Source organism: Micromonospora sp. Utrum1 (genome assembly GCF_057197805.1).
In genome coordinates this window covers 3,723,682-3,746,423 of the sequence record NZ_CM170071.1, presented here as the reverse complement: position 1 = coordinate 3,746,423, position 22,742 = coordinate 3,723,682, and the positions used below count along the sequence as shown (strand labels likewise).

General features: G+C 68.1%; 9 protein-coding genes. 5 read left to right on the top strand and 4 right to left on the bottom strand.

Annotation, left to right across the window (positions count from 1 at the left end; genetic code table 11):
• Positions 1-53 precede the first annotated feature (53 nt).
• Both AC0OLQ_RS17565 and AC0OLQ_RS17560 read right to left on the bottom strand, forming a co-directional pair.
• Positions 54-5,327 (bottom strand): PxKF domain-containing protein, encoded by a 5,274-nt coding sequence (locus AC0OLQ_RS17565; RefSeq protein ID WP_484527093.1) that lies wholly within the window; start codon positions 5,325-5,327, stop codon positions 54-56.
• 293 nt (positions 5,328-5,620) lie between these two features.
• A complete protein-coding gene (locus tag AC0OLQ_RS17560) occupies positions 5,621-6,652 on the bottom strand; it encodes a LacI family DNA-binding transcriptional regulator (protein ID WP_484527092.1) in 1,032 nt (343 codons plus the stop codon).
• A gap of 357 nt (positions 6,653-7,009) precedes the next feature.
• Here AC0OLQ_RS17560 and AC0OLQ_RS17555 point away from each other — a divergent pair, with 357 nt between their 5' ends.
• From AC0OLQ_RS17555 to AC0OLQ_RS17535, 5 genes are all read left to right on the top strand, one after another.
• Complete coding sequence (locus AC0OLQ_RS17555; RefSeq protein ID WP_484527091.1) at positions 7,010-8,269, top strand: ABC transporter substrate-binding protein; 1,260 nt, start codon at positions 7,010-7,012, stop codon at positions 8,267-8,269.
• Positions 8,270-8,487: 218 nt separating this feature from the next.
• On the top strand, positions 8,488-9,300 hold the full coding sequence (locus AC0OLQ_RS17550) for a carbohydrate ABC transporter permease (protein ID WP_355667029.1): 813 nt from the start codon (positions 8,488-8,490) through the stop codon (positions 9,298-9,300).
• A gap of 136 nt (positions 9,301-9,436) precedes the next feature.
• Positions 9,437-10,279, top strand: a complete 843-nt coding sequence (locus AC0OLQ_RS17545; protein WP_484527090.1) for a carbohydrate ABC transporter permease — start codon at positions 9,437-9,439, stop codon at positions 10,277-10,279.
• Positions 10,280-10,287: 8 nt separating this feature from the next.
• Entirely contained in the window at positions 10,288-12,306 is a 2,019-nt protein-coding gene (locus AC0OLQ_RS17540) for a glycoside hydrolase family 127 protein (protein WP_484527089.1), read from the top strand.
• Between the two features lie 16 nt (positions 12,307-12,322).
• A complete protein-coding gene (locus tag AC0OLQ_RS17535) occupies positions 12,323-16,021 on the top strand; it encodes an OmpL47-type beta-barrel domain-containing protein (RefSeq protein WP_484527088.1) in 3,699 nt (1,232 codons plus the stop codon).
• Between the two features lie 221 nt (positions 16,022-16,242).
• Here the strand turns inward: AC0OLQ_RS17535 and AC0OLQ_RS17530 are convergent, their stop codons facing one another.
• Both AC0OLQ_RS17530 and AC0OLQ_RS17525 read right to left on the bottom strand, forming a co-directional pair.
• Entirely contained in the window at positions 16,243-19,149 is a 2,907-nt protein-coding gene (locus tag AC0OLQ_RS17530) for a beta-L-arabinofuranosidase domain-containing protein (RefSeq protein WP_484527087.1), read from the bottom strand.
• A 221-nt stretch (positions 19,150-19,370) separates the two neighbouring features.
• Positions 19,371-22,322, bottom strand: a complete 2,952-nt coding sequence (locus AC0OLQ_RS17525; RefSeq protein ID WP_484527086.1) for a beta-L-arabinofuranosidase domain-containing protein — start codon at positions 22,320-22,322, stop codon at positions 19,371-19,373.
• Positions 22,323-22,742: the final 420 nt, after the last annotated feature.

Below are 22,742 nucleotides of genomic sequence, written 5' to 3'. Positions count from 1 at the left end.
CCAGGCAGCGGAGGGGCTGCGGGTAGCAGCCCCTCCGTTGCATTCGTTGCCGGTTATCGGAGCTTGAACAATGCGTTCAGGCTTGACCCGTCACGTGTCGTGGCGCTGAGTGTGTAGCAGGCGCCGGGTGTGACGGGGGCGTTCCAGGTGTAGACGAATTGGCCGGCGGTCGAGTCATATCTCAACGAGGTAGCACCAGTGGCGGGCACCTCGATTTCGTCGGCCTGTGCGCCGGTACTGCACGTGACCTGCTTGGCGTTCATCGTGACGAGCGCGGGGTCGGTCAGCTCGGTGGTGCCCGAGAAGGCCTCGAACTTCATGGGCACGGTGCTGCCGCCCTTGACCGTGTTGTACACCCCGTCCATCTCGACCGGGCTGTAGAAGCCCTTCAGCGTCCACGGCAGCACGGTGTACGACTGGACGGCGGTGCCCACGTTGCCCGCGGCGTCGGTCGCCGTGGCAAGGAGGATGTGCGTGCCGACATCGTTGCTGTAGCCGCTGACGACGCAACCCGCCGGACCGGAGAGGGCGTCGCTCGCCGTGCACGTGGGGGCGGGCGGAACCGAGCCGAAGTACACCTCGCCGATCGCCGAGGAGAACTTCGCCGTCGGCGCGATGGTGTCGACCTTGGCCGTGGACTCCTTGGGCTCCTCGACGTTGCCGCTGGTGTCGGTCGAGCGGAACTCCACCCGGGTGGTGCCGTCCCGGTCGATCGTGACGGGCGTACCCGGGTAGGCCGTCCACTGACCGCCGTCGAGCCGGTACTGGGTGCTGGCCACGGCGAACGCGTCCTGCGCCTGGAGGGTGAAGGACGGGGCCGTCGTGTACCACCCGTTGTCGCCGTTCGGCTCCGCCGGTGACCAGGTCAGGGTCGTCGTCGGGGCCACCGTGTCCTTGCCCACGGTGAGGGTCAACGTGGTCCGCGTGGTGCCGGCCTCGCTGACGTAGTCGGGCAGGATCAGGTCACCGACGACGGTGTGGCGGCCGGGGGTCTTGACGATGTTCTCGTCGAAGTTCCAGTCGACGCCGATCGCCTGGTTGTCCCGGGAGCCGTCGTTGTACGAGACCGCCACCTTGTCGGGAAGGTAGGGCAGCTCGCCCACCTCCACGGTCTGTTCGAATGTTTCGGCACCCTGGATCGAGATGCCGCCCTGGGACATCTCGGGCCGCACGTAGATGCGGGCCTCGGCGATCAGACCGTAGGCGTCGTTCGTGCCGTAGACCACGAACGGATCGACGTTGGGCTCCGCGACCATCTCGGGCGTGATCTCCTGCCACTTGAACCCGACCTTCCCGCGGGCGCCGCTGGCGTAGACCGCGTCGAGCTCACTCGGCAGGGTGGGCACCTGGCCCACGCCGGTCCGCATCAGCACCGGCGAACGCACCGAGTCGACCGTCTCGCCGTTGGCGCGCCAGCGCAGCACGCCGGTGCCCGCGCCGCTACCCATGACGCCCCAGATGCGGATGCGTAACCGGCTCGTCGTGATCGGTTCGAAGTCGAAGTGGTTGTAGGCGTTGATGGCCACCCCGTTGGCGTACGTCGAGCCCTTGGTGAGGGTAACGGGGGTCCAGGTGGTGCCGTCCGAGGAGGTCTCGACGGCGTAGGTCGTGGCGGTCGGTCGGCGGGTGCCGCCGTTGTCGTCGTACCAGTAGATGTCGGTGGACGACAGCCGCACCGGCGAGGTCCAGCTGTACTGGATCCACGCCTCCCGCGCGACGCTGGTGCCGTTCTGCGTCTGGCCCCAGTTGCCCCAGCCGTTGCCGGCGCCCGGGTTCGAGCTGCTCGGGTTGCTGGCTTCGTTGACTCGCTGGTGGTTCTCCCACGACGCGGTACCGCTGGTGGTGACCGTTGCCGAGGAGCCGAATTCCGCGGCGACCGCCCGCTTGGTGAGGGTCACCGCGACGGTTGCCTCCGACCGCTTGTCGCCGTCGTTGGCGACGAATCGGAACACGTAGTCACCGGCGACCGTGCCGGTCACCCGGGTCGCCAGCGCCTTCGGGTCGGCGAATATCACGCCCGCACCCTGGGGCGCTGAGACGGTCTCCCAGCCGAAGCTGAGCTCGCTGTCGTAGGGGATTCCGTCGTCGGAGGCCGTGCCGACCAGACGGGTGGACAGGTTGCCGTCCGAGGAGCCGTCGCGCGTGGCGGTGACCACGGGTGCCTGGTTAGAGACGGGGGGCACCTCACGGCCGGAGTTGAACGCCTGGATCTCGGCGATCGCGGTGTAGAAGGTCGGGCTGTTCGTGAAGGCGATGCGCACCTTGTTCGACGTCACGGTCTTGAAGAGCGCCTCGTTGAACTTGGCTGCCGGAACGGTCGGGTTCTTGAACTGGTTCGGCACCTCCTTCCATCCCCCGCTGCCGTCGGGTACCTGGACCCACCAGCGCGAGGGCTCGTGGTAGCCCCCGGCCTGACGGTCGCTGACGAAGGTCACCTTCACGTTGTCGAACGCCTTGGCCGATCCCAGATCGAGCTCGACGTACCCGTTCTTGTCGGTGGTTCCGTAGTTGCCCCAGTACGGCTCGTTGGCGGTGACACCGTCGGTCACGGCGGCCAGCGACACCGGCCGCTCGGTCTCCGCGATGGCGCCGGGGGTGTAGTTCATCGTGGTGGTGCTCCAGCCGGGCGTGTGGAACTGGCGCCACGGCGTCGGCCGTGCGCCCTGCTGGGTGTACGACGAGTGCAGGATGGCGCCCGTCGCGAGGTTCGGCGCGTCCTCGGTGAGGTCGATGCCGGTCGTCTTGAGGTACTCGACGACGCGGTCGTCCTTGATGGCGGTGTCCACCGCGCTCGGGAAGTTGGTCCCGGCCGTCGCGGTGAAGGTGACGGTCAGGCCGTCCTCGGCCTGGACCTTGTTGGTGTTCGGGTCGTAGGTGAGCTTGCCGAGCTTGTCGGTGCTGACCTTCTTCTCGCCGTCCAGGAACAGGCTGTAGCCGGCGCCCAGACCGTACCTGCTGCCGTCGGGGTCCCAGACGATCGTGACGTCGTGCCCGTGGTAGCGCAGGTTGTTGGCCATGAAGTGGTCGTAGCCGAACTTGATCGGTGACAGTTCGATCTTGTCGTCGGAGCGGGGCTGGAGGCCAGCCATGTCCTCGACGAAGATGTAGTTCATGTTCCCGAGCATCACGTGGTTCGGGTTGTTGCGGTTGTAGGTCTTGGCGGTCGGGTTCCAGTTGGAGTAGTACTCGGCCTGGTTCGGGGCGCGCAGATCCGCGTTCGGGTAGATGCTCCAGGCCATCCAGTCCAGCAGCCGCTTGGCGTACGCCGGGGTGATGTACTTCTGCTCCGGGTCGTAGTGGCGCAGCGCCGAGCGAACGGCGCGGTACTGCACGGTGAAGTTGATGTTGGAGAAGTTGTTGGAGCCGCCGATCCCGTAGGCGGCGCGGTCGTACTGGTTGGCGGTGTAGAACGGGAAGATCGGGAAGTTGTCGCCGTAGGTCAGGAACCGGAACCCGTCGACGTAGTTCTGCCACTGGTCGAACGGGATGAGGTCCTCGGCGTAGACGTCGTAGAGGTTCGACTCCTTGGCGGGGATCAGGGCACGGGCCGACGCGGGCAGCGGGTTGGCCTTGCCGTTGGAGCTGGCCGCGCTGGTCGCGCCGTAGGACGTGCGGGCCAGGAACATCCGCGTGTCGGGACTCCACAGCTGGCTGAGGACCGCGTCCCGGGTGCCGTTGGCGGCGGTGGTCATCTCGTCGACCTTGGCCTGCTCCGCGCCGGCGATCTGGTATAGCTGCCGGGCAGCGTCGAGCGCGCCCCACACGTACGCCGACTCGGGGCGTTCGATCGTGCGTGCGCCGGGGGCGCCGGCATTGGCCTTCGGGAACCCGAACGAGATGGCGTCGGCGTCGTTGCCGGGCATGAAGTTGGTGTCGTAGGCGATGAGGTTGTTCTTGTTGCCGTCGTAGTGCTCGAGCTGGCCGACCCCGTCGCCCTCGAAGTAGTGGGCGAACTTGCTGGCGATCTCCTTGCCCCCGCCGTGCACGTTGTAGGCCTCGAGCCCGGCGGTGCCCAGGTACTGCGAGTAGTGGTTGTTCCAGCTGGTGTGACCGGGGCTGTCGAGGAACGCCGAAGAACCGGACAGCTCGCCGATGTTGAGGAGCTGGCCGTACGGCAGGTATGGCGTACGCAGCCACTTGGTGTCCTGCAGGTGCATCGGCTGGGTCAGCGCGATGGCGTTCTGGTAGAGGTTCGAGCCCTCGACGGTGGTGGGGTACTGGTAGGCGTAGCCGGGTGCGTTGGCGTCGAGGGTGTTGTATCGCTCGCCCCACCAGCGGTAGACGATGGCCTTCTCGAGGGCGGGGTCGGGGACGTCGATGTAGGGGATGTCCTCGGCCCAGCGGCGGTTGAACTCGGTGATGCCGGTGCGCACGGCCTGGGCCGGCGGCATCGCGGCGTACTCCTGGTAGCTCTCGACCGTCTTGGGCAGCGTGGCCGAGGAGACGGCGCCGACGACCGACAGCGACACCGAGCCGCCGGCGGGCACGGTGATCTGGCGGTCGAGGTTGGCGCCGCTACGGGTGAAGCCGGCGCCGGTGAGGTCGATCGTGACGGTGTTCCACGGCGTGTCGATGAGGCCGTTGTTGGCGCCACTGGTGATGGTGCGGGTGCCGATCAGTTCGGCTGCGCTGTCTCCGGCCTGGGTGGCCAGTGGCGAGGCGGCTCGGACGGTGAACGTCGCCGCCGAGCCACCGGGGTTGGTGAAGTCGATGGCCGTGACTGCGACGTTGTCGTAGGTGATGAACTTCGTCAGATCGGCGGTGACTCCCGTGGCGCCGATCGTGTAGCGGCCCTTGGCGTGGCTCGGCGCGTTGAACCGGTTCGCGCTGACCTCGGTGACGGTCTGCCCGGGCACGGTGACCGTGTACAGGTTGCCGAGGTTGTTGGGGCCGCCGACGTAGGTGCTGCCCGCGAAGCCCATGGTGGTGAAGTTGTTGTTGCTCGCGCCGCGCATGTACAGCGAGCGGCCCCTGGTCATCAGCACCGCCGACCCGAGGGTGCCCCGTACGCCCAGCACGCGGTCGAGGTAGTAGTCGGTGCCGCCGGCCGCGAGATCCTTGTCGAATATCGACTGGTGCATGCTCTTCGCGGTGAACGGCACGCCGGGCGCGAGCTGCGCAGCAACGTCGCCGACATTGGTGTAGACCGGCTCCCCGATCTCCATGGCGTGGCTCTGTCCGTTGGTGTAGAGCCCGATGTCGCCCTCATTGCCCGGCAGGATCGGGCTGTCGGCGTGCGCCGCTGACGGCAGGCCGACCACCCCTCCCACCACCAGCGCGGCCACGGCCGACCAGACGGGCACTCTCCTCCTGCGTCTACTGATCATGCTCAATCTCCTTGGTGGCGGTGCGGTCCCGCGGGAGATGTCACCGGCCAGCCGACCGGTGGGGTCGAAAGCTGACATGCGCCACCTCCGGGCTGGTTAGCGTGACCCCGGTCACTAGCGCCCACCCTGACCTACGAAAACCTTTTCGGCAAGATGTCGGGCCAGGTCAGTTCATGGCCGTTGATCGGACCGCTGACGAACGACGCCCGAAAGGGTTTGAGGTGGGCCGGTGGGAACACACCAAGGGCACCCGAGCCGGTCGAGCGACCCAGCCGAACGGGTGAAGGCTCAGCTCACCGGCGGGCCACCGTGGAGCCACGGATGACCAGGCGCGGCGCCTGGGTGTGCACGCCCTTGCCCAGCTCCTCGCCGTCCAGGGCGGCGAACACCCGCTGAGCCGCGGACCGGCCGAGCAACTGCAGATTGGGGTCGATGCTCGTCAGCTCCGGCCGGGAGTTGGTGACCATCTCGTCCCAGTTGTCGAACCCGATGACGGCGATGTCGCCCGGAACCTTCCGCCCCTGGTCACGCGCAGTGTCCAACGCTCCCCTGGCGATCTGGTCCGAGCCGCACAGGACGGCGTCGATGTCCGGGTACCGCTCGAGCAGCACCGCGGTCGCGTCACGACCCCAGCGCTCCGACCACTCCGAGTACATCACCTCGCCGACCAGTCCCAGCCCGGCGGCGTCGAGCGCCGCCAGGGCGCCGGTGACCCGGTCCTGCGCGGCCGCGTAGGTGGGGTCACCCGTCACGTGCGCGATGCGGCTCCGCCCGCAGCTGATCAGGTGCTCGACGGCGAGCCTCCCCGCCGCCACGTTGTCCGGGACGAGCGACAGGTCCTCCGGGTCGTCGGACGGGGCGTAGACGTACACGACGGGGACCGGGAGGTCGTGGCCGACCGAGGGACGCGAGTCGGTCCGGCTCCCCACCACGATCAGACCGTCGACCCGCCGGCTCAACAGCGCCTTGAGCTGGTGCTGCTCGCGGATCGTGTCCCCGCGCGCGTCACAGAGGAAGACGTTCACGCGGCCCGCGCCGAAGGCGTCCTCGGCGCCCATGAGGATGGGGATGACGAACCGGCCCTGGAGGTCGCTGGTGAGCAGACCGACCGTTCCGGTGCGCCCCACCAGCAAGCCCTGCGCAAGCGTGTTGGGGACGAAGGACAGCTGCTCGGCCGCTTGGAGCACGCGCGCCCGGGTGCGTGCGGCGACCTGGCTACGGCCATTGAGAGCCTTCGACGCGGTGGCCACGGAAACACCGGCCAGCCGTGCCACCTCCGTCAGGGTCACCGCCTTGCCGCCACGGACATGGTCCTTGCCAGCCATGCGCCCTCCTCCATCGTTCCGGCCCCATGCTCCGCCGTGGGGCCGATCCCCGCGTCACGCCGCACCACGTGCTTGACGAGGGTGACGGCGGCCACTACTTTACACGAACAGAAAAGGGTTTCGGTCTTTTCAGAACGCCAGCGCCAATCACCGCCTGTCACGCGATCCTCCGACATCGACGGGGACCTGGACGCACTCCTGGGCCGCGACCCGCACGGCGTCGACCTGTCACCGACAAAACAACACGGCAAGGCTCTCACCACACCACCACCGGGGCCGTGCAGCGGCTCCCGCTCAACGATGGGCAGAGGAGTAGCGATGAAGATATTCCACCGGCGAGGCGGTCTACGTACCGTCATGGCAGTCGGCCTGAGCGCGGCGGTCCTCGCGCTGGCCGCGTGTGGCGGCGGGGGCGACGCGGCGCCGGGTGCAGCGGTCAGCGTCGGCGCGGACGGAACCGACGACGGCAGCCAGCTCACGCTGTGGACGCGAGCCCCGCTGGAGAAGCAGGCCAAGCTTCTGGTCGAGGCCTACAACAAGAGCCACAAGAACCAGGTCACTCTCACCGTCGTCCCCAACGACGACTACGTCGCCAAGGTGGGCGCCGCAGCAGGGTCGAAGGGGCTGCCGGACCTGTTCGCCGCCGACATCGTCTACGTGCCGAACTGGGTGAAGCAGGGTCTGTTCCGGGACATCAGCGCCAACATCGGCGGGCTGAGCTTCAAGGACTCGATCAACAAGGGTCACCTCGGTGCGGGCACCGTCGACGGCAAGGAGCACATCCTGCCGTTCGTCCTGGACCTTTCGATGCTCTTCTGGAACAAGGGGCTGTTCAAGGAAGCGGGCCTCGACCCGGAGAAGGCGCCCGCCACCCTCGAGGAGTACGCCGCCGACGCCAAGAAGATCCAGGCCCTGGGCAAGAAGGACGTGTACGGCACCGCGACCGGGCTCAACTGCGGGGGATGCCTCGTCTTCACCTGGTTCCCGACCATCTGGGCCGCGGGCGGCCAGGTGATGAACGGCGACGGGACGCAGGCCAACTACACCAGCGACGAGAGCAAGAAGGTCTTCGACACCTGGCGCGACCTCTGGAAGTCCGGCGCTGTTCTGCCCTCGTCGAAGGACGAGACCGGCGCCACCTGGACCGCGGGGTTCACCGAGGGCAAGGTGGGCCTGATGTTCTACCCGGCCACGCTGCTGTCGTCGACCAAGTTCGACGTCGGCGTGGCGGGCATCCCGGGACCCGCCGGCGGGGCGTCCACGTTCGTCGGCGGTGACGGCATCGGCATCTCCAAGGACTCCAAGAAGGCCGCCCAGGCCTGGAACTTCCTCAACTGGATGATGTCGGAGGAGGCACAGGTCGAGGTCCTGGCAAAGGACAACGACGTGGTCTCCCGCGGGGACCTGGCCAGCAACAAGTACGCCGCCAAGGACCCGCGGCTGGTGACCATCAACGAGGTGGCCGGCAAGGGTCAGACGCCAATCGCGATGAACTTCCAGCAGGCGTACAACGCCCCGAACAGCCCGTGGCTCAGCCTGGTCCGCGACGCCGTCCTCGGCGAGGGCAGCAAGCTGCAGTCGAACAACGAGCAGGTCACCTCGGTGCTGTCCCAGTAGTCCACCCACCCTGGTGCCGGACCCGGTCCGTCGAGCGGCCGGGTCCGGCAGCGGGGCTGTCCACTCCCCCGCGCTGCGCACGTCTATTGGAGGGCCGCGTCGTGAGTATGTCCTTGATGTCCGGCCGAGCCGGACGCTCCCGCCGACGCTCGAGCCCAGCATCACCCACACGACGCGGTGAGGCGGTCAAGGGATGGCTCTACGTCTCGCCGACGGCGGTGTTCGTAGCCGTCCTGTTCATCCTGCCGCTGCTGCTGGTGGTCAGGATGTCGCTCTCGCGCTGGCCGCTGCTCACCGGCGACCAGGGCGTCAACGCCCCGGACAACTACACCAAGGTTCTCGACAACCGCTTCTTCGCCGACTCGGTGGTCTTCACCCTGAAGTACACCGTCCTGGCCACCGTCCTGCTCATCGCGCTCGGCCTGGGCCTGGCCCTGCTGGTGCAGGAGTCCAGCCGTTGGAAGGGCCTGCTGCGGGCGTCGTTCCTCATCCCCAGCGCCCTCGGGCTCGCCTCCGCGTCCCTGCTGTTCTACGTGCTTTACTCGCCGATCGCCGGGCCGGCCGCGGACCTCATGGAGAAGCTCGGCTGGACGTTTCTCGGCAGCCCCAACGCCGCCCTGTTCTCCACGGTGTTTCTCATCGTCTGGCGTTTCGCCGGCTTCTACATGCTCCTGATGCTGGTGGGCCTGCAAGGCATCCCCGCTGAGCTCTATGAGGCGGCGCGGATCGACGGCGCGTCCCGGTGGCAGACCTTTCGTCGGATCACCCTTCCGCTGCTGAGGCCGACGCTGGCGCTGACCACCATCATGTGCGTCACCGGCTCCCTGCTGGCCTTCGAGCAGTTCTACATCCTCACCAAGGGCGGCCCGGACAACAGCACCATCACCGTCGTCCAGCTCATCTACACGATGGCCTTCCAGGGACAGAACGACCTGGGAGTGGCCGCCGCGCTGTCGGTCATCGCCCTCATCGCCCTGGTCGTCATCAATGCCGTGCAGCTACGGGCCTTCCACAACCCGGACGAGAAGTGAGAGGGACATGAGCACGCACGCACCAACGCCCGCCGGCGCTCACACCGCGGAAGGCCCGGGAACCGGCCGTTCCGACCGTTCCTCGGTAGGCGACAGCGCCGCCACCGGGAAGGCGATACCGGCACGCCCTCGTCCCGTGCGCCGTCCCCCCACGACAAGCATCGGTGGCCTGGTCCTGCGTACGCCCTACTGGATCTTCACCGGGAGCCTGGCCGTCATCTTCCTGTTCCCGCTGGCCTGGACAGCGGTCGCGTCCGTCTCGCCGCACGCCGGCACCAACCAGACCGACGGGTGGGGCTTCGGCAACTACCGCACGCTGGCCCACTATCAGGCCGGCATCTGGCAGTACCTCGCCAACTCGGCCTTCGTCTCCCTGACCACGGTCTTCCTCACCCTGGCGATCTCCCTGCTGGGCGGATACGCGTTCGCGCGGTTCAACTTTCCCGGCAAGAACGTCCTGTTCCTGACCACGCTGGCGATCCTCATGGTCCCCTACGCGACCATGCTGATCCCGCTCTACGTCCTGCTGAACCAGCTGAATCTGCAGGATTCGCTGATCGGCGTGGCCCTGGTCCTGACGATGTTCCAGCTGCCGTTCTCCACCTTCATGATGCGGATCTCGTTCGAGGCCATCCCCCGCGAGCTGGACGAGGCAGCCCTCGTCGACGGCTGCTCCTCCTGGGCCGCGCTGTGGCGGGTGCTACTGCCGGCGGTCAAGCCCGGTCTGATCACCGTCGGCCTCTTCGCCTTCCTGACGGCCTGGAACGACTTCATGGCACCGCTGATCCTGATCAATGACTCGAGCAGGTTCACCCTCCCGCTGGCCGTCTCCAACCTGCGCGTCCAGGTGCAGGGAGTCATCGACTACGGAGCCACGGAGGCCGGAGTCGTGGTGCTGGCCCTGCCCTGCATCGTCCTGTTCCTCCTCCTGCAACGCCACTACGTCCGCGGCTTCATGTCCGGCGCCTTCAAAGGATGAACCCCACGATGACGATCACAGATCCCAGGGCCGCCCACCGTCGGACCGGGTTCGTCCCCGCCGCCCCCAGGACCGGGCGACTGCGTCCGCTCGGCTTGGACGAGGTCCGCATCACCGGAGGTTTCTGGGCCCGGCGCCAGTCGGTCAACGGCGAGCGGACACTGGCGCACATCGGTCACTGGCTCGAGCGTGAAGGCTGGATCAGGAACTTCGAGCTCGCCGCCGCCGGCTCCCTGCCCGAGGGGCGGCGCGGGCGCGAGTTCTCCGACTCGGAGATCTACAAGTATCTTGAGGCGCTGGCCTGGGAGATCGGCCGCACCGGCGACAACGACCTGGAGGCCGCCTTCCGGGACCTGGTCGACCGGGTCGCCCGGGCCCAGGAGCCCGACGGGTACCTCAACACCAACTTCGGGCGGCCCGGGCAGGCACCACGGTGGTCCGACCTCGAGTGGGGCCACGAGCTGTACTGCCTCGGCCACCTGTTCCAGGCCGCGGTGGCGCGAGCCCGCACGCGGCCGGACGCCGACGACGGCCTGTTGGCCATTGCCTGCCGCGCCGCCGACCTGCTCTGTGAGGTCTTCGGCGACGACGGCATCCAGAGCGTGTGCGGGCACGCCGAGATCGAGGCCGGCCTTGCGGAACTGGCGCGCGTCACCGGCGAGCGGCGGTACCTGCGGCAGGCCGAGCTGTTCGTCACCCGCCGCGGCACCGGCACGCTGCGCCCCATCGAGTGGGGCCAGCAGTACTTCCAGGACGACATCCCGGTGCGCCGGGCCGCGGTGTTGCGGGGTCACGCCGTCCGGGCCAACTACCTGGCGGCCGGCGCGGTCGACGTCGCGGTCGACACCGGCGACGACGAGCTCCTCCGCGCCCTGGTCACCCAGTGGGAGAACGCGGTGGCCCGGCGCACGTACATCACCGGCGGCCAGGGCTCCCACCACCAGGACGAAGCCTTCGGCGAGGACTGGGTGCTCCCACCGGACCGGGCCTACTCCGAGACCTGCGCCAGCATCGCATCGATCATGTTCAGCTGGCGGCTGCTGTTGGCCTGCGGCGAGACCCGCTACGGCGACCTCATCGAGCGGACGCTCTACAACGTGGTCGCCACGTCCCCCTCGGCGTCCGGGACTGCGTTCTACTACGCCAACACCCTGCACCAGCGCAGTCCTGGGGCCGTCCCGGACCCGGACACCGTCTCCATGCGCGCCGAATCATCCCTCCGGGCCCCCTGGTTCTCGGTCTCCTGCTGCCCGCCGAACGTGGCGCGCACCTTCGCCAGTCTCGACGCGCTGGTCGCCACCGCGGACGCGCACGGGGTCCAGATCCACCAGTTCGCCAGCTGCAGCATCCGGACCCGGCTGGACAACGGGGAGCTCGTCGCCCTCGACGTGCAGACCGACTACCCGCGCTCGGGATCCGTTCGCCTCACCGCCGCACGGGACGCCGCCGGCCCGTGGACCCTCTCGATCCGGATACCGCAGTGGGCCGACGGGGCCCAGCTGGTGACGACCACGGCATCCGGTGAGGTCAGCGCCACGGACGCCGATCCAGGGTGGGTCAGCGTGCGTCGCTCGTTCCACGCCGGGGACGTGGTCGAGCTGGTCCTGCCGATGCGGCCGCGCCTGACCCACCCCGATCCCCGCATCGACGGGGTGCGCGGCTGTGTCGCCGTCGAACGGGGGCCCGAGGTCTACTGCCTCGAGTCCATCGACCTGGACCTCGTCAGCAACGGAACCGTCACTGACGTCGCGGACATCCGGGTCGACGCCGCGGCCCCCCTCGGAGACCACGATGGCCGGCCAGTGGTGCGTCTCGTGACGGCGGCAGCGGAACCTGGGCGGGGCCTCACCTGGCCCTACGCCGAGCGCTCGCTGGAGCCGGCGCCCTCGGCGTCGTTCGATGTGCCGCTGATCCCATATCACGATTGGGCGGAACGGGGCCCTTCGACTATGCGCGTGTGGTTGCCAGTGGCCACACGGCCGAGCCAGGCGGATACCACCCAATACCAGGACTCGGAGGCATCATGACGAGGGGATCGGAACCGTGAACAGCATCAGGTGCGGCGTCGCGTCACGAACCCGCGGACCGTTGCGCCGGCTCCGCGGCGCGATCGCCGCGGCGGCGGTAACCGGGCTCGTCGCCGGCGGCATGGTCGGCGTCGCCACACCGGCCTACGCCGCCGACTCGTACACCTTCACCAACACCCGCAATCCGATCCTCGGCGACGGCAGCTACTACTCCGCCGACCCGGCGCCCGTGGTCGTGCCGGCCGGCTCCCCCGGCAACGACAGCGGCAAGGACCAGCTCTACATCTACACGGGCCACGACCAGGCCGGACCGTCCACCAATGACTTCATCATGAACGAGTGGGGGGCGTTCCGGACCACCGACGTCGCGTCCGGGCAGTGGACCCATTTTCCGTCGCTGGCGCGCCCGGAAACGCTTTTTTCCTGGGCGAGCACGGGACGCGCCTACGCGGGCCTGATGATCCAGGGCGTGGACGGGCGCTATTACTGGTACGTCCCCGTCTTCGAGCGCGACAGCCCGGCGGCCGACAAGTTGGCCATCGGGTTGGCCGTCGCCGACAGTCCGACCGGACCGTGGAGCGACTACGTGGGTGGACCACTGATCTCCCAGCGGGTGCCCACGACGAACAACATCCAGAACATCGACCCGACGATCCTCATCGACGGTGTGGCTCCCAACCAGCGGGTGTACCTCTACTGGGGCACGTTCGGCCAGTTGCGGATGCTCGAGTTCGGGCAGGACATGAAGACGCCGGTCGGCATCCAGCGCGCTGTCACCGGCCTGACCGGCTTCTTCGAGGCCCCCTGGATCTTCAAGCGGAACGGCACCTACTACCTGGCGTACGCCGGGAACAACGCCGGCCCGACCTCGGCGTGCACCCCGGCGAACTATCACGCCTGCATCGCCTACGCGACGGCGCAGTCGCCCACGGGGCCGTGGACCTATCGGGGGACCATCCTCCGGCCGGTCTCCTCGACGACGAGCCACCCGGGCATCCTGGAGTTCAACGGCCAGTGGTACCTGACGTACCACACCGCCGACGCCGTGGGCGGTGGCCACTTCCGTCGGTCGGTCGCCATCGACCGGGTCGAGTGGGACGACACGCTGACCCCGCCGCGGATGAAGCTCGTCACGCCGACCCCGGTCAAGGGACGGGACCTCTCGCCCCGGGCGAACATCGCTCAGGAGGCGAAGGTGACCGTCTCCAACGAGCCCGTGCCAACCCAGTACTGGGTGAAGGCGCTCAACGACGAGATCGTCCGGTCGAACCCGCTGCCGCCGGATATGTGGGGAACGTGGACGGGCAACAACCCGCCTCAGCAGTGGGTGCAGTACACGTGGGACCAGCCGATGAGGATCTCCGGTTCCCAGATGGACTTCTGGAACGACCAGCCCCAGGGCACCGGTGTCGGGGTCGCGGCGCCCGCCCGCTGGCGCATCCAATACTGGAACCTCGCCACCGGGCAGTGGGCCGACGTACCGAACCCGAGCGGCTACCCGACCAGCACGCAGGGTTTCCAGAACACCACGTTCGACCCGTTGACCACCACGCAGGTGCGTGCGGTCTTCGACGGGTCGACGAACGGCAGCACCTACTCGGCGGTGGCGGTCGAGGAGTGGAAGATCCTCGCGGTCCAGCCGCAGTCCGTCACGCCGCCGCCGATGACGGTCGAGGTGGGCGAGGTTGACCTGCCCGGCACTCTCCCGGTCGCGTTCGGGAGCGAAACGCTGCAGGTGCCGGTCTTCTGGGACCCGGTGACGTCGGAGCAGGTCGCCAGCCCCGGTACGTTCACCATCCACGGCACGGTGCTCGGCTATGCCGCCGAACGCGTCTCGGCGCAGGTCACCGTCATCTCACCCGGCGACATCGAGGGCGACGAGACAGCGCCGACCTTGACGCTCGCGCCCACCGGCAGCGCCGGCGCCGCCGGTTGGTTCCGCTCCGCGGTGCGGGTGCGGGTCGCCGGCGTCGACGACCGTGGCGGGCGAATGAGCATCGAGTCACGGGTGGACGCCGGCGAGCCGGTCGTCGCCACCGACGTGCGGTACGCCGACGTCACCGTCTCCGGAGACGGACAGCACACGGTCACGGCATCGGCCACCGACCGCGCGGGCAATGTCTCGGCAGCCAAGAGCCTCGCCGTACGGATCGACGCCACCGCGCCGGTCAGCACCGGCGCCGTGGACAGCGCCACCCGCACGGTCACGGTGACCGTGAGCGACGCGACCTCCGGCGTCGCCCGCGTCGAGTACTCCATCGACACCGGCGAGTGGACCACCTACACCGGCCCGATCGAGGCGCCGGACTGGAACAAGCACACCGCGTCGTTCCGCGCGACCGACGTGGCGGGAAACCTGGAGACCGCCAGGACGGTCACCATCCCGGCGGACCTGTCCGGGCCGCTCAGCGGCAACATCGCGCCGGTCGCGACGCCGTCCGCCTCCTACATCGCCGGATGGAACAGCGTCACCGCGCTCAACGACGGCGCCGACCCGACGAGCCCGAGCCAGGCGCAGATCTGGGGTACCTGGTCCGGCGATCGTCCGGCGACCCAGTGGGTCCAGTACGACTGGTCTCGCCCCGTGCGGATCACGGGAACGGAGCTGAAGTTCTGGCGGGACTCCAACCGCGGCAGCGGCGAGGGCGTAGCCGAGCCCGACGGGTGGGTGCTGCAGTACTGGGACGGGGCCACCTCCGCCTGGCGCGACGTGACCGGCGCATCCAGGTACGGCACGAGCACCACGGCGTTCAACACGGTCACCTTCGACGCCGTCACCACGCCGCGGGTGCGGGCCACGATCCGGGCCAACGGCAACGGCAGCACCTGGTCCGCGGTCGCGATCACCGACTGGCGGGTCTTCGCCGACGATCCGGGGGACACGGTTCCCCCGACGACGACGGTGGCCTGGTCGCCGGCGGAGCCTGACGGCGGCCAGGGGTGGTATAGGACGGTTCCGTCCTTCACGCTCGCCGCGAAGGACACGTTCGGCGTGGCCGGCACCCAGTACCGCCTGGACGGCGGTGAGTGGACGACGTACCCGGGTACGCCGGTCCGGGTCGGCCAGCAGGGCACCCACCAGGTGGAGTTCCGCTCGACCGACCGCCGCGGCAACGTCGAGGAGCCGAAGTCGGTAACGGTCAAGGTAGACACCGTCGCCCCGACGGCGACGTTCGACTCCACCATCGGTGTCGTGTACTTCGGCGCGGTCCCGCCCGCCCCCACCTGCACGGCGAGCGACACCACCTCGGGTGCGGCGGGCTGCGTCATCACCGGCTACGGCACCACCGTCGGTACGCACACCGTCACGGCGACGGCGACGGACGCCGCGGGCAACACGGGCACGGCCACCCAGACGTACACGGTGCTGCCGTGGACCGCAAAGGGGTTCTACCAGCCGGTCGACATGGACGGCGTGCTCAACACGGTCAAGGCCGGCAGCACCGTACCGATGAAGTTCGAGCTGTTCGCGGCCAACGAAATCAGCGACACCAGCGCCGTGACCATGAGGGCGAAGGAGGTCACCTGTTCCACCTCGGCTGCCACGGACGACATCGAGGTCGTCGCCTCCGGCTCCACCGTCCTGCGCTACGACACCACCGCCGGGCAGTTCGTCTACGACTGGAAGACGCCCGCCACACCCGGCGCGTGCTACGCGGTCATCGCCACCGCAGACGACGGGACCAGCTTCACCGCACTGTTCGAACTCCGATGACGGCGAGCTGACACCAGCGGAGGGGCTGCTTCCGGCAGCTCCTCCGCTGGTTCTGTACGGTATCGGGCCGTATCCGATGGCGGCCGGAATGGCCCCCACAGCGACCACCGTCCGTTCGCCTCTGCGGTGGACCAGGCGGACGGTGAGCGGCTGGAGTGGGACGAGCACGCTGGTGAGCCTGTCAAAGCGCGAGCAGCTTCCGGAAGAACCCGGGTAGCCGGTCAGCCTTCCAGTTCCTGCTGTGCCCGGGCGGCGCCGACAAGGATCGCCTGCCGTTGCTGCTGGGTGTGGCGGCCGGCCGCGAGCCACTCGCTCGAGACCTCCTGCACCCGGCGGACGAACTGACCGTGGTTGGCGAACGGCGCCGCCTCCCAGATCCGATCCAGGAAGGTCTGACCGTCTGCGTCGCGAATGCTGTCGTTCGGCACGCCGGTGTTGATCGACCCGAACACGACCTCCGGCTCCACTCGCTTCACGTACGGGTGGTAGGTGTTGAATTCACCGGGGACCGGGTCGGAAATGTAGTACGGGGCCAGGGTGTAACCGTGCGTCGTGAACTGCATCGGCACGTTGGTCGGCGCAATGGCGGCGGCGAGGTCCCCGTCCAGCTTGAGGTCCTTGTAGAAGCTGAATTCCCGGTAGCTCGGGGTGCCATCGCGGACGACCATGAGGGTCGGCCCGTAGAGGATGGACTGGACAGCCTTGTCGTCGAGCGCCATCTCGGCTCGGAAGCTCAGGGGCATCGAGACGTCGATGGTGTCCCCTGCCGTCCATTGCCGGTCCAGGGTGACGTACGTGCCAGGAGCAGCGTCGAAGGCCTGGCGGCCTCCGTTGACCGTCACCGTGTAGCCCTGCCGGGCCCAGGACGGCACCCGCAGTTTGATCTCTAGTCGACCGTCGCCCTGGTCGAACCTCAGCCGGGTGGCACCCTGGGTCGGATAGGCGGTTTCCTGGGTGATGACGAATCCTCGGCCCGGCCAGGTGAGCGTGGACGCGATGAAGAGGTTGACGTAGAGCGTGGACTCGTCGGCCGACTGGAAGTAGATCGACTCCTGGTACTTGGTGTGGCTCTCCAGGCCGGTCCCGTTGCAGCAGCTGCCGTTTCCGCCGTACCTGCTGTATTCGATGACGCTGCCGATCCTCCGTGACCTGCCCGGCCACATGTTCTGGTGATAGGTCACCTCGGTGCTGGTGACGCTGTCGATGTCCCGCCGTGAGCTCAGAATCTGGTTGTGGAGGGCCTTCTCGTAGTAGTCCATGTACGCCGGATTCTGGTCGTGGAAGAACAGATTCCTCGTCAGCCGGAGCATGTTGTACGCGCAGCACGTCTCGGCGTGCCGCGGATCGGACGAGGAGGTGAATCCGGAGGTGATCGAACCGCGCTGGCGGAAGTGCTCGCTTCGGCCCGCGCCGCCGTTGCTGAAGATGCGGTGCGGAACGACCATGGACCAGAAGTTCTTGGCCGCCGCGTGGTAATCCGCGTCGTCGGTCTGCTCGAAGATCCGCAGGTATCCGATGTTCGGAGCCATGTACTGGTTGGCGTGACGTCCGTTCAGTTCGTCCCGTTCCGCGATCGAGGCGTCGAACAGCGTGGTGAAGGTGAACGCCTTCGCCGTGCCGAGGTAGCGGGCCTTCTGATCCTGGTCGGGCGCGAACGCCGAGAGCTCCGCCATCACCTCATTCATCGACCCGGCCTCGCCCGCACTGTAGGTGTCCCACATGCGGTTCAGGTCGTCCCGGCTGATGCGACTCAGTCGCTCGTGGGCCCAGTCACCCATCCTGAACGCGATCTCGAGCGCCTCCTCGTTGCCGGTCAGGTCGTAGGCGTTCAGGAGGCCTCTCATGATCTTGTGGCAGGTGTACCACGGGGCCCAGACCGCGTTCGGGCCGCTGTTCGGTTGGAAGGTGGGCGCTTCGAGCCGGACGAACTGGCCCTCCGGGAACGCCGCCAGGAAGCCGGGGTAGCCCGTGCCGATGATGCGCGCGTCGCGACGGTTGTCGGAGTGGTCGACGGCCGTATCGCCCTCGTCCTCGAAGCGGTACCACGTCACCAGGTCGGACGGGGCCGGCGACGGCGTGCCGTCCGAGCTGAGTGCCTGGACCTCCGCCGGGTCGAGCGCCCGGCGGTAGATCCGGAAGTCGTCCACGGCGGCGTTCAGGAAGGGATCGTTGTTGTTCTGGGATCGTCCGATCCAGTTGTTGACCGTCCGGCCCAGTGTGGCGGGGGTCAGGGCGAGAACCTTGGTGGCGACCTCGACCCCGTTGATGTAGATCCGACCGACACCCGCTGTGGAAAGCGATACCGCCAGATGCGCCCACTCGCCGACGGGCAGCGCCGTGCCGCTGGTGATCTGCTGCTCGTTGGCGCTGCCGGCGTTGGTGATGGCGAACCGCGGGCCGCTGTCGATCGCTGTCAGGGACAGGTAGGAGTTGGAACCAGCGCCAAGGTGGCAGATCCTGGCCCCGTTCTGCGCCACTGCCAGGTTCACCCAGACGGCGATGGTCAACTCGCTGACGCCGTCGAGAGTCCCCGGCGGCAGCAGAACGTACTGGTTCGGATGTGGGTCACCGAGCCGGACCGCCTTGCCGGACCTGCCCGGAACCCGGCCGAGTTCCCGCTTGTCCAGTTCCCGCTGGCACTTCCCGAGTTCCTCGACGAGGTAGTCGAGCTTGTCGATGAAGATTTCCTCGCCGGTGGCGGCGTAGGCCTGGGCGAGCAGCGTCAGGTAATGACCGCTGAAGTGGCCCCGCAGCAGGTGCCGCGGTGTGTCCCAGCCGCCTGGGTAGGTGCCCGGAGCGGGGAGACCCGCGTTGGCGCGGAACAGATTCAGCATCCGGTCGGGCCCGTCGAAGACGCCTCCCGTGCCAGGGTAGTTTCGGGCGTAGTTGAGCATTCGGTCGCGCTTCTGCTGGAAGATCCCGTCATGCAGCGCGACCTGGTTGAGGGCGAACGGCTTGACCGACCAGTTCGGGCCAACCCAGCCGGGTCGGGGGACGGTCGCGGCCGGGTCTGGGGTGGAGCCTGCCCCCTGAGCGGCCGCGGCCGGAAGCACCGACGCCACCGCTGGGGCCGAGGCGGCCAACGCACCAAGACGCAGGGCCGTCCGGCGGGAGAACTGCTTGCTCATCTCACACTCCTAACGGGTGCAGATTTGACACGGGCAGGAGGTCGCGGGCGGAGCGCAGACCAACAGGCTCGGGCGGTGCAGCAGTGAACTCGTCCAGGCACAGTCCCGCCACGACTGCCACGTCAACAGCCTGCCCGGCGGCCTGACCGACTCCGTCGGTCAGGCCGCCGTCAGGCCCAGGTACCTCGGCCGCCGATGAATTCCTGACGACCGCGGCACTCCTACGGGGCGAGTTCCTTGCTTGCCCGGGCCGCGGTCGAGACCACGAGGTCCTTCTCCGCGTCGGTGAAGACCCCCGCCGCGACGAACGCATCGGCGGTGCCGGCGACGGCCGAGACGAACTGGCCGTGGCTGGCGAAGGGCGCTTGGTCCCACACCAGGTCGAGGAAGGTCGGGCCGTCGTTACCGGGCGACGTGATGCCCGCCACGGGGACGTCGTAGTTCGGCAGCCCGTCGTTCCGCTTGCGGTTCGGCACGCCCGTGTCGATGGACCCGAACACGATCGTCGGCTCGACTCGGCGGAAGTACGACGAGACGGCCTGCGAATCGCTGATGTAGTAGGGCCGCAGGGTGAAACCGTGCGTGGTGAACAGCATGTCACCAGCCGCGGTGGTGCTCGCGTGCGTGATCGCCGAGCGGGCGTAGTCGCCGTCCCGCTTCAAGTGACGGTAGAGGGACAGTTCGCGGTAGCTGCCGCCCCCCGGGTTGCCCAGGATCTGCAGCACGACGGGACCCCAGAAGATCCCCTGCGTGTCAGGGCGGTCCAGGGCCCGCTCGATCCGAATGCTGAACGGCATCCGGATCTCGACGGTGTCGCCGGGCGCCCACGTCCGGCTCAACGTCAGGTAGCTGCCCGGCTTGGCGTCGGCCTCGACGGGAGCGCCGTTGACCGAGACGAAGAAGCCCTTCTCCACCCATCCCGGTACGCGCACCTTGAGGTCGAGCGGGCCGCTGCCGTTCACGACCAGCTTTGTGCGGTCGCTTCTGGGGTAGCTCGTCTCCTGGGTGACGGTGAAGCCCTTCTCGGCCCAGGTCAGCGTCGACGGCACGAACAGGTTGACCCACAGGGCGCTGCCGTCGGCGGACTTGAAGTAGATCGTGTCCTGGTACTTCGTGTGGTTTTCCAGACCGGTCCCGCCACAGCAGGTACCGGTGTTGCCGTAGCTGCGGCTGGCACCCGGGGTCAACGGCTGGAAGTAGGTGACCTGCGGATTGCTGACGCTGGCGGAGTCGGCCCGCGAGCCGGCGATCTGGTTGATCAGGCCCCGCTCGTAGTAGTCCATGTACGCCGGGTCGTGCTCGTGCAGGAAGAGGTTACGCGCCAGCTTGCCCAGGTTGTACGCGCTGCAGGTCTCCGCGCCGCCCTGGGCGATCGAGTTCGCGATGTTGTCCCGGTTCTGGAACATCTCGATGTTGTTGTTGGAGCCGGGGAAGTTGCCGCCTGTACCGCCGCTCACGTACATGCGGTGCGGGACGATCATCTTGAAAAAGTTCTTGGCGGCCTGGAAGTACTCGGGGTCCGCGCTGTGCTCGTAGACGCGCATGTATCCGACGAACTGCGGGACGTGCTGGTTGACGTGCAGCCGATCCGGGCGGCGCCGGCCAGGACGCGTCTGCGGCGTCGTGACCAGGATGTCGCGGTTCTCCACGCACGCCTGGAACAGCGACTCGCGGTTGTCGAAGCACTTGGCGGTCTCCAGGTGCTTCGCGTCGCCGGTGAGCTGGTAGATCTCCGGGAACACCTCGTTCGCGCCGCCGGACTCGCCGCCGATGTAGAGATCCCACATGTAGTTCAGGTTGTCCCGGGTGATCGGACCCGTGTAGTTCGGGTGGTTCTTGTCCCCGACGGTCAGCGCGAGATGGGCCCAGTTGGCCATCTTGACGACCACGTCGAGCGCCTTCTGGTTGCCGGTGTGGTAGTAGGCGTCGAGCAGCCCGCGCATGATCTTGTGCTGGGTGTACCAGGGGGCCCAGGTGTTGGTGTCCTTGTTGCCGCCGTAGACCGCCCACCTGGGCGGGCCGAGGCGGAGCACCGTGTCCTCCGGGAGAGCCCCCAGATAACCGGGGTGGGTGGGGATCCACAGCTTTCCGCTGTCCTGCTTCACCACGACGCCGGCGTCGCGGCCGTTGGGCGACGCGTCCTTGAGGACGGTGCCACCGTCCTCGTCGAACCGGTACCACGCAATCGTCCCGCCGCTCGTGCTGCCGGCCGGCGAGTCGAGCAGCGCCCGGACCTCCTGCTGGCTCAGGGCCCGGTCGAAGATGTGGAACTCGTCGATGGTCGCGTCCAGCATCGGGTCGCCGTACTGCGACCGCCCGATCCACCGGTTGCCCGGATTTCCCAGGTTGGATGGGTTGAGGGTCATGTTCGAGTTCTTGCCGGCCTCTTCGCCGTTCACGTACAGCGTGCCGGTGTTGTGCGACAGCGTGACGGCCAGGTGCACCCACTGGTTCGTCGGCAGCGCCGCGTTGCCGCTGATCTGCTGCTCCCCGCCCGAGCCGCCGACCGTGATGGCGAACCGCGGTACGTTGCCGGTGACGCCGGCGCGCGGGGCCAGGAACATGTTGACCGTGGTGTTCTGGCCGAAGTCGAACAGCCGGCTCCAGCTCTGGGTGGATGCGAGGTTCACCCAGGTGGCGAAGGTGAAGTCGCTGAGCTGGCTGATCGCTTCCTGAGGCAGGGTCACGTACTGCGCCGCGCTGGAGCCGTTCAGCCGGAGCCCGTTGCCGAACTTGCCCGGCACGCGGCCGATCTGCGGCTGCGGCGGCTCCTGCGGGTCCCCGCCCGAGCCGTCGCCCATCCGGGCGGTGATCGCGTCCTGGCAGGCGGCAAGCTCGTCGACCATCCAGTCGAGCTTGGTCTTGAAGATCGGCTCGCGCTGGTCGGCGTAGGCCTGCGCCAGCGCGGTCATGAAGTGGCCGGCCCAGTGGCCGCTGAGCAGCCCGCCGTCCTCCCAGCCGCCGGGAACAGCGACACCGGACGGGTTCGACCGGCCGGCCTCGTTGTTGAACAGCACGAGGAAGCGGCGCTGGTCGTACTGCCGGAGGAAGTTCTTCATCCGGTCCCGCTTCTCCTGGAGCAGGCCGTCGCCCAGCCGCACGTCGCCGAGCTGGAACGGCCGGACCGGGGCGGTACCGCCGGGACCGGGGTCGGGTGAGGTCAGGCTGAGCACTGCCGGTCCGGTCGCTGTTTCGGCTTCGGGCGCTGCGTACGCAGCCGTCGTCGGCAGGGCGGCGGAGGAGGCGACCGCAGCCGCACCGGCCGCCGACGCCTGCAGCAGCTGGCGCCGATTGACGGAGAGCTTGTCGGATTGGGCCACTTTTGAATCAGTCCTTCCACGTGGGTGTCTGGGCCAGATCGCCTGTCCAGACGGCTGATGGCGGCATCTGCATCGGCAGGATGAGTAGGCGTGCGGCGTGCTGGTCCGGTCTGGAGGGTGGGGGTACGAGCGGGCGGCTCACCACGTACAGGTCGGCCGGTCGGCTGCCGCCACGGTCGCTAGTGGCGTCGGAAGTGTCGACAAGCGACTAGCGGCGGGCTTCCGGGATTGGCCGATGCCAGGAGTGTGAGCGTTAACAAACCTCGTCGTCAA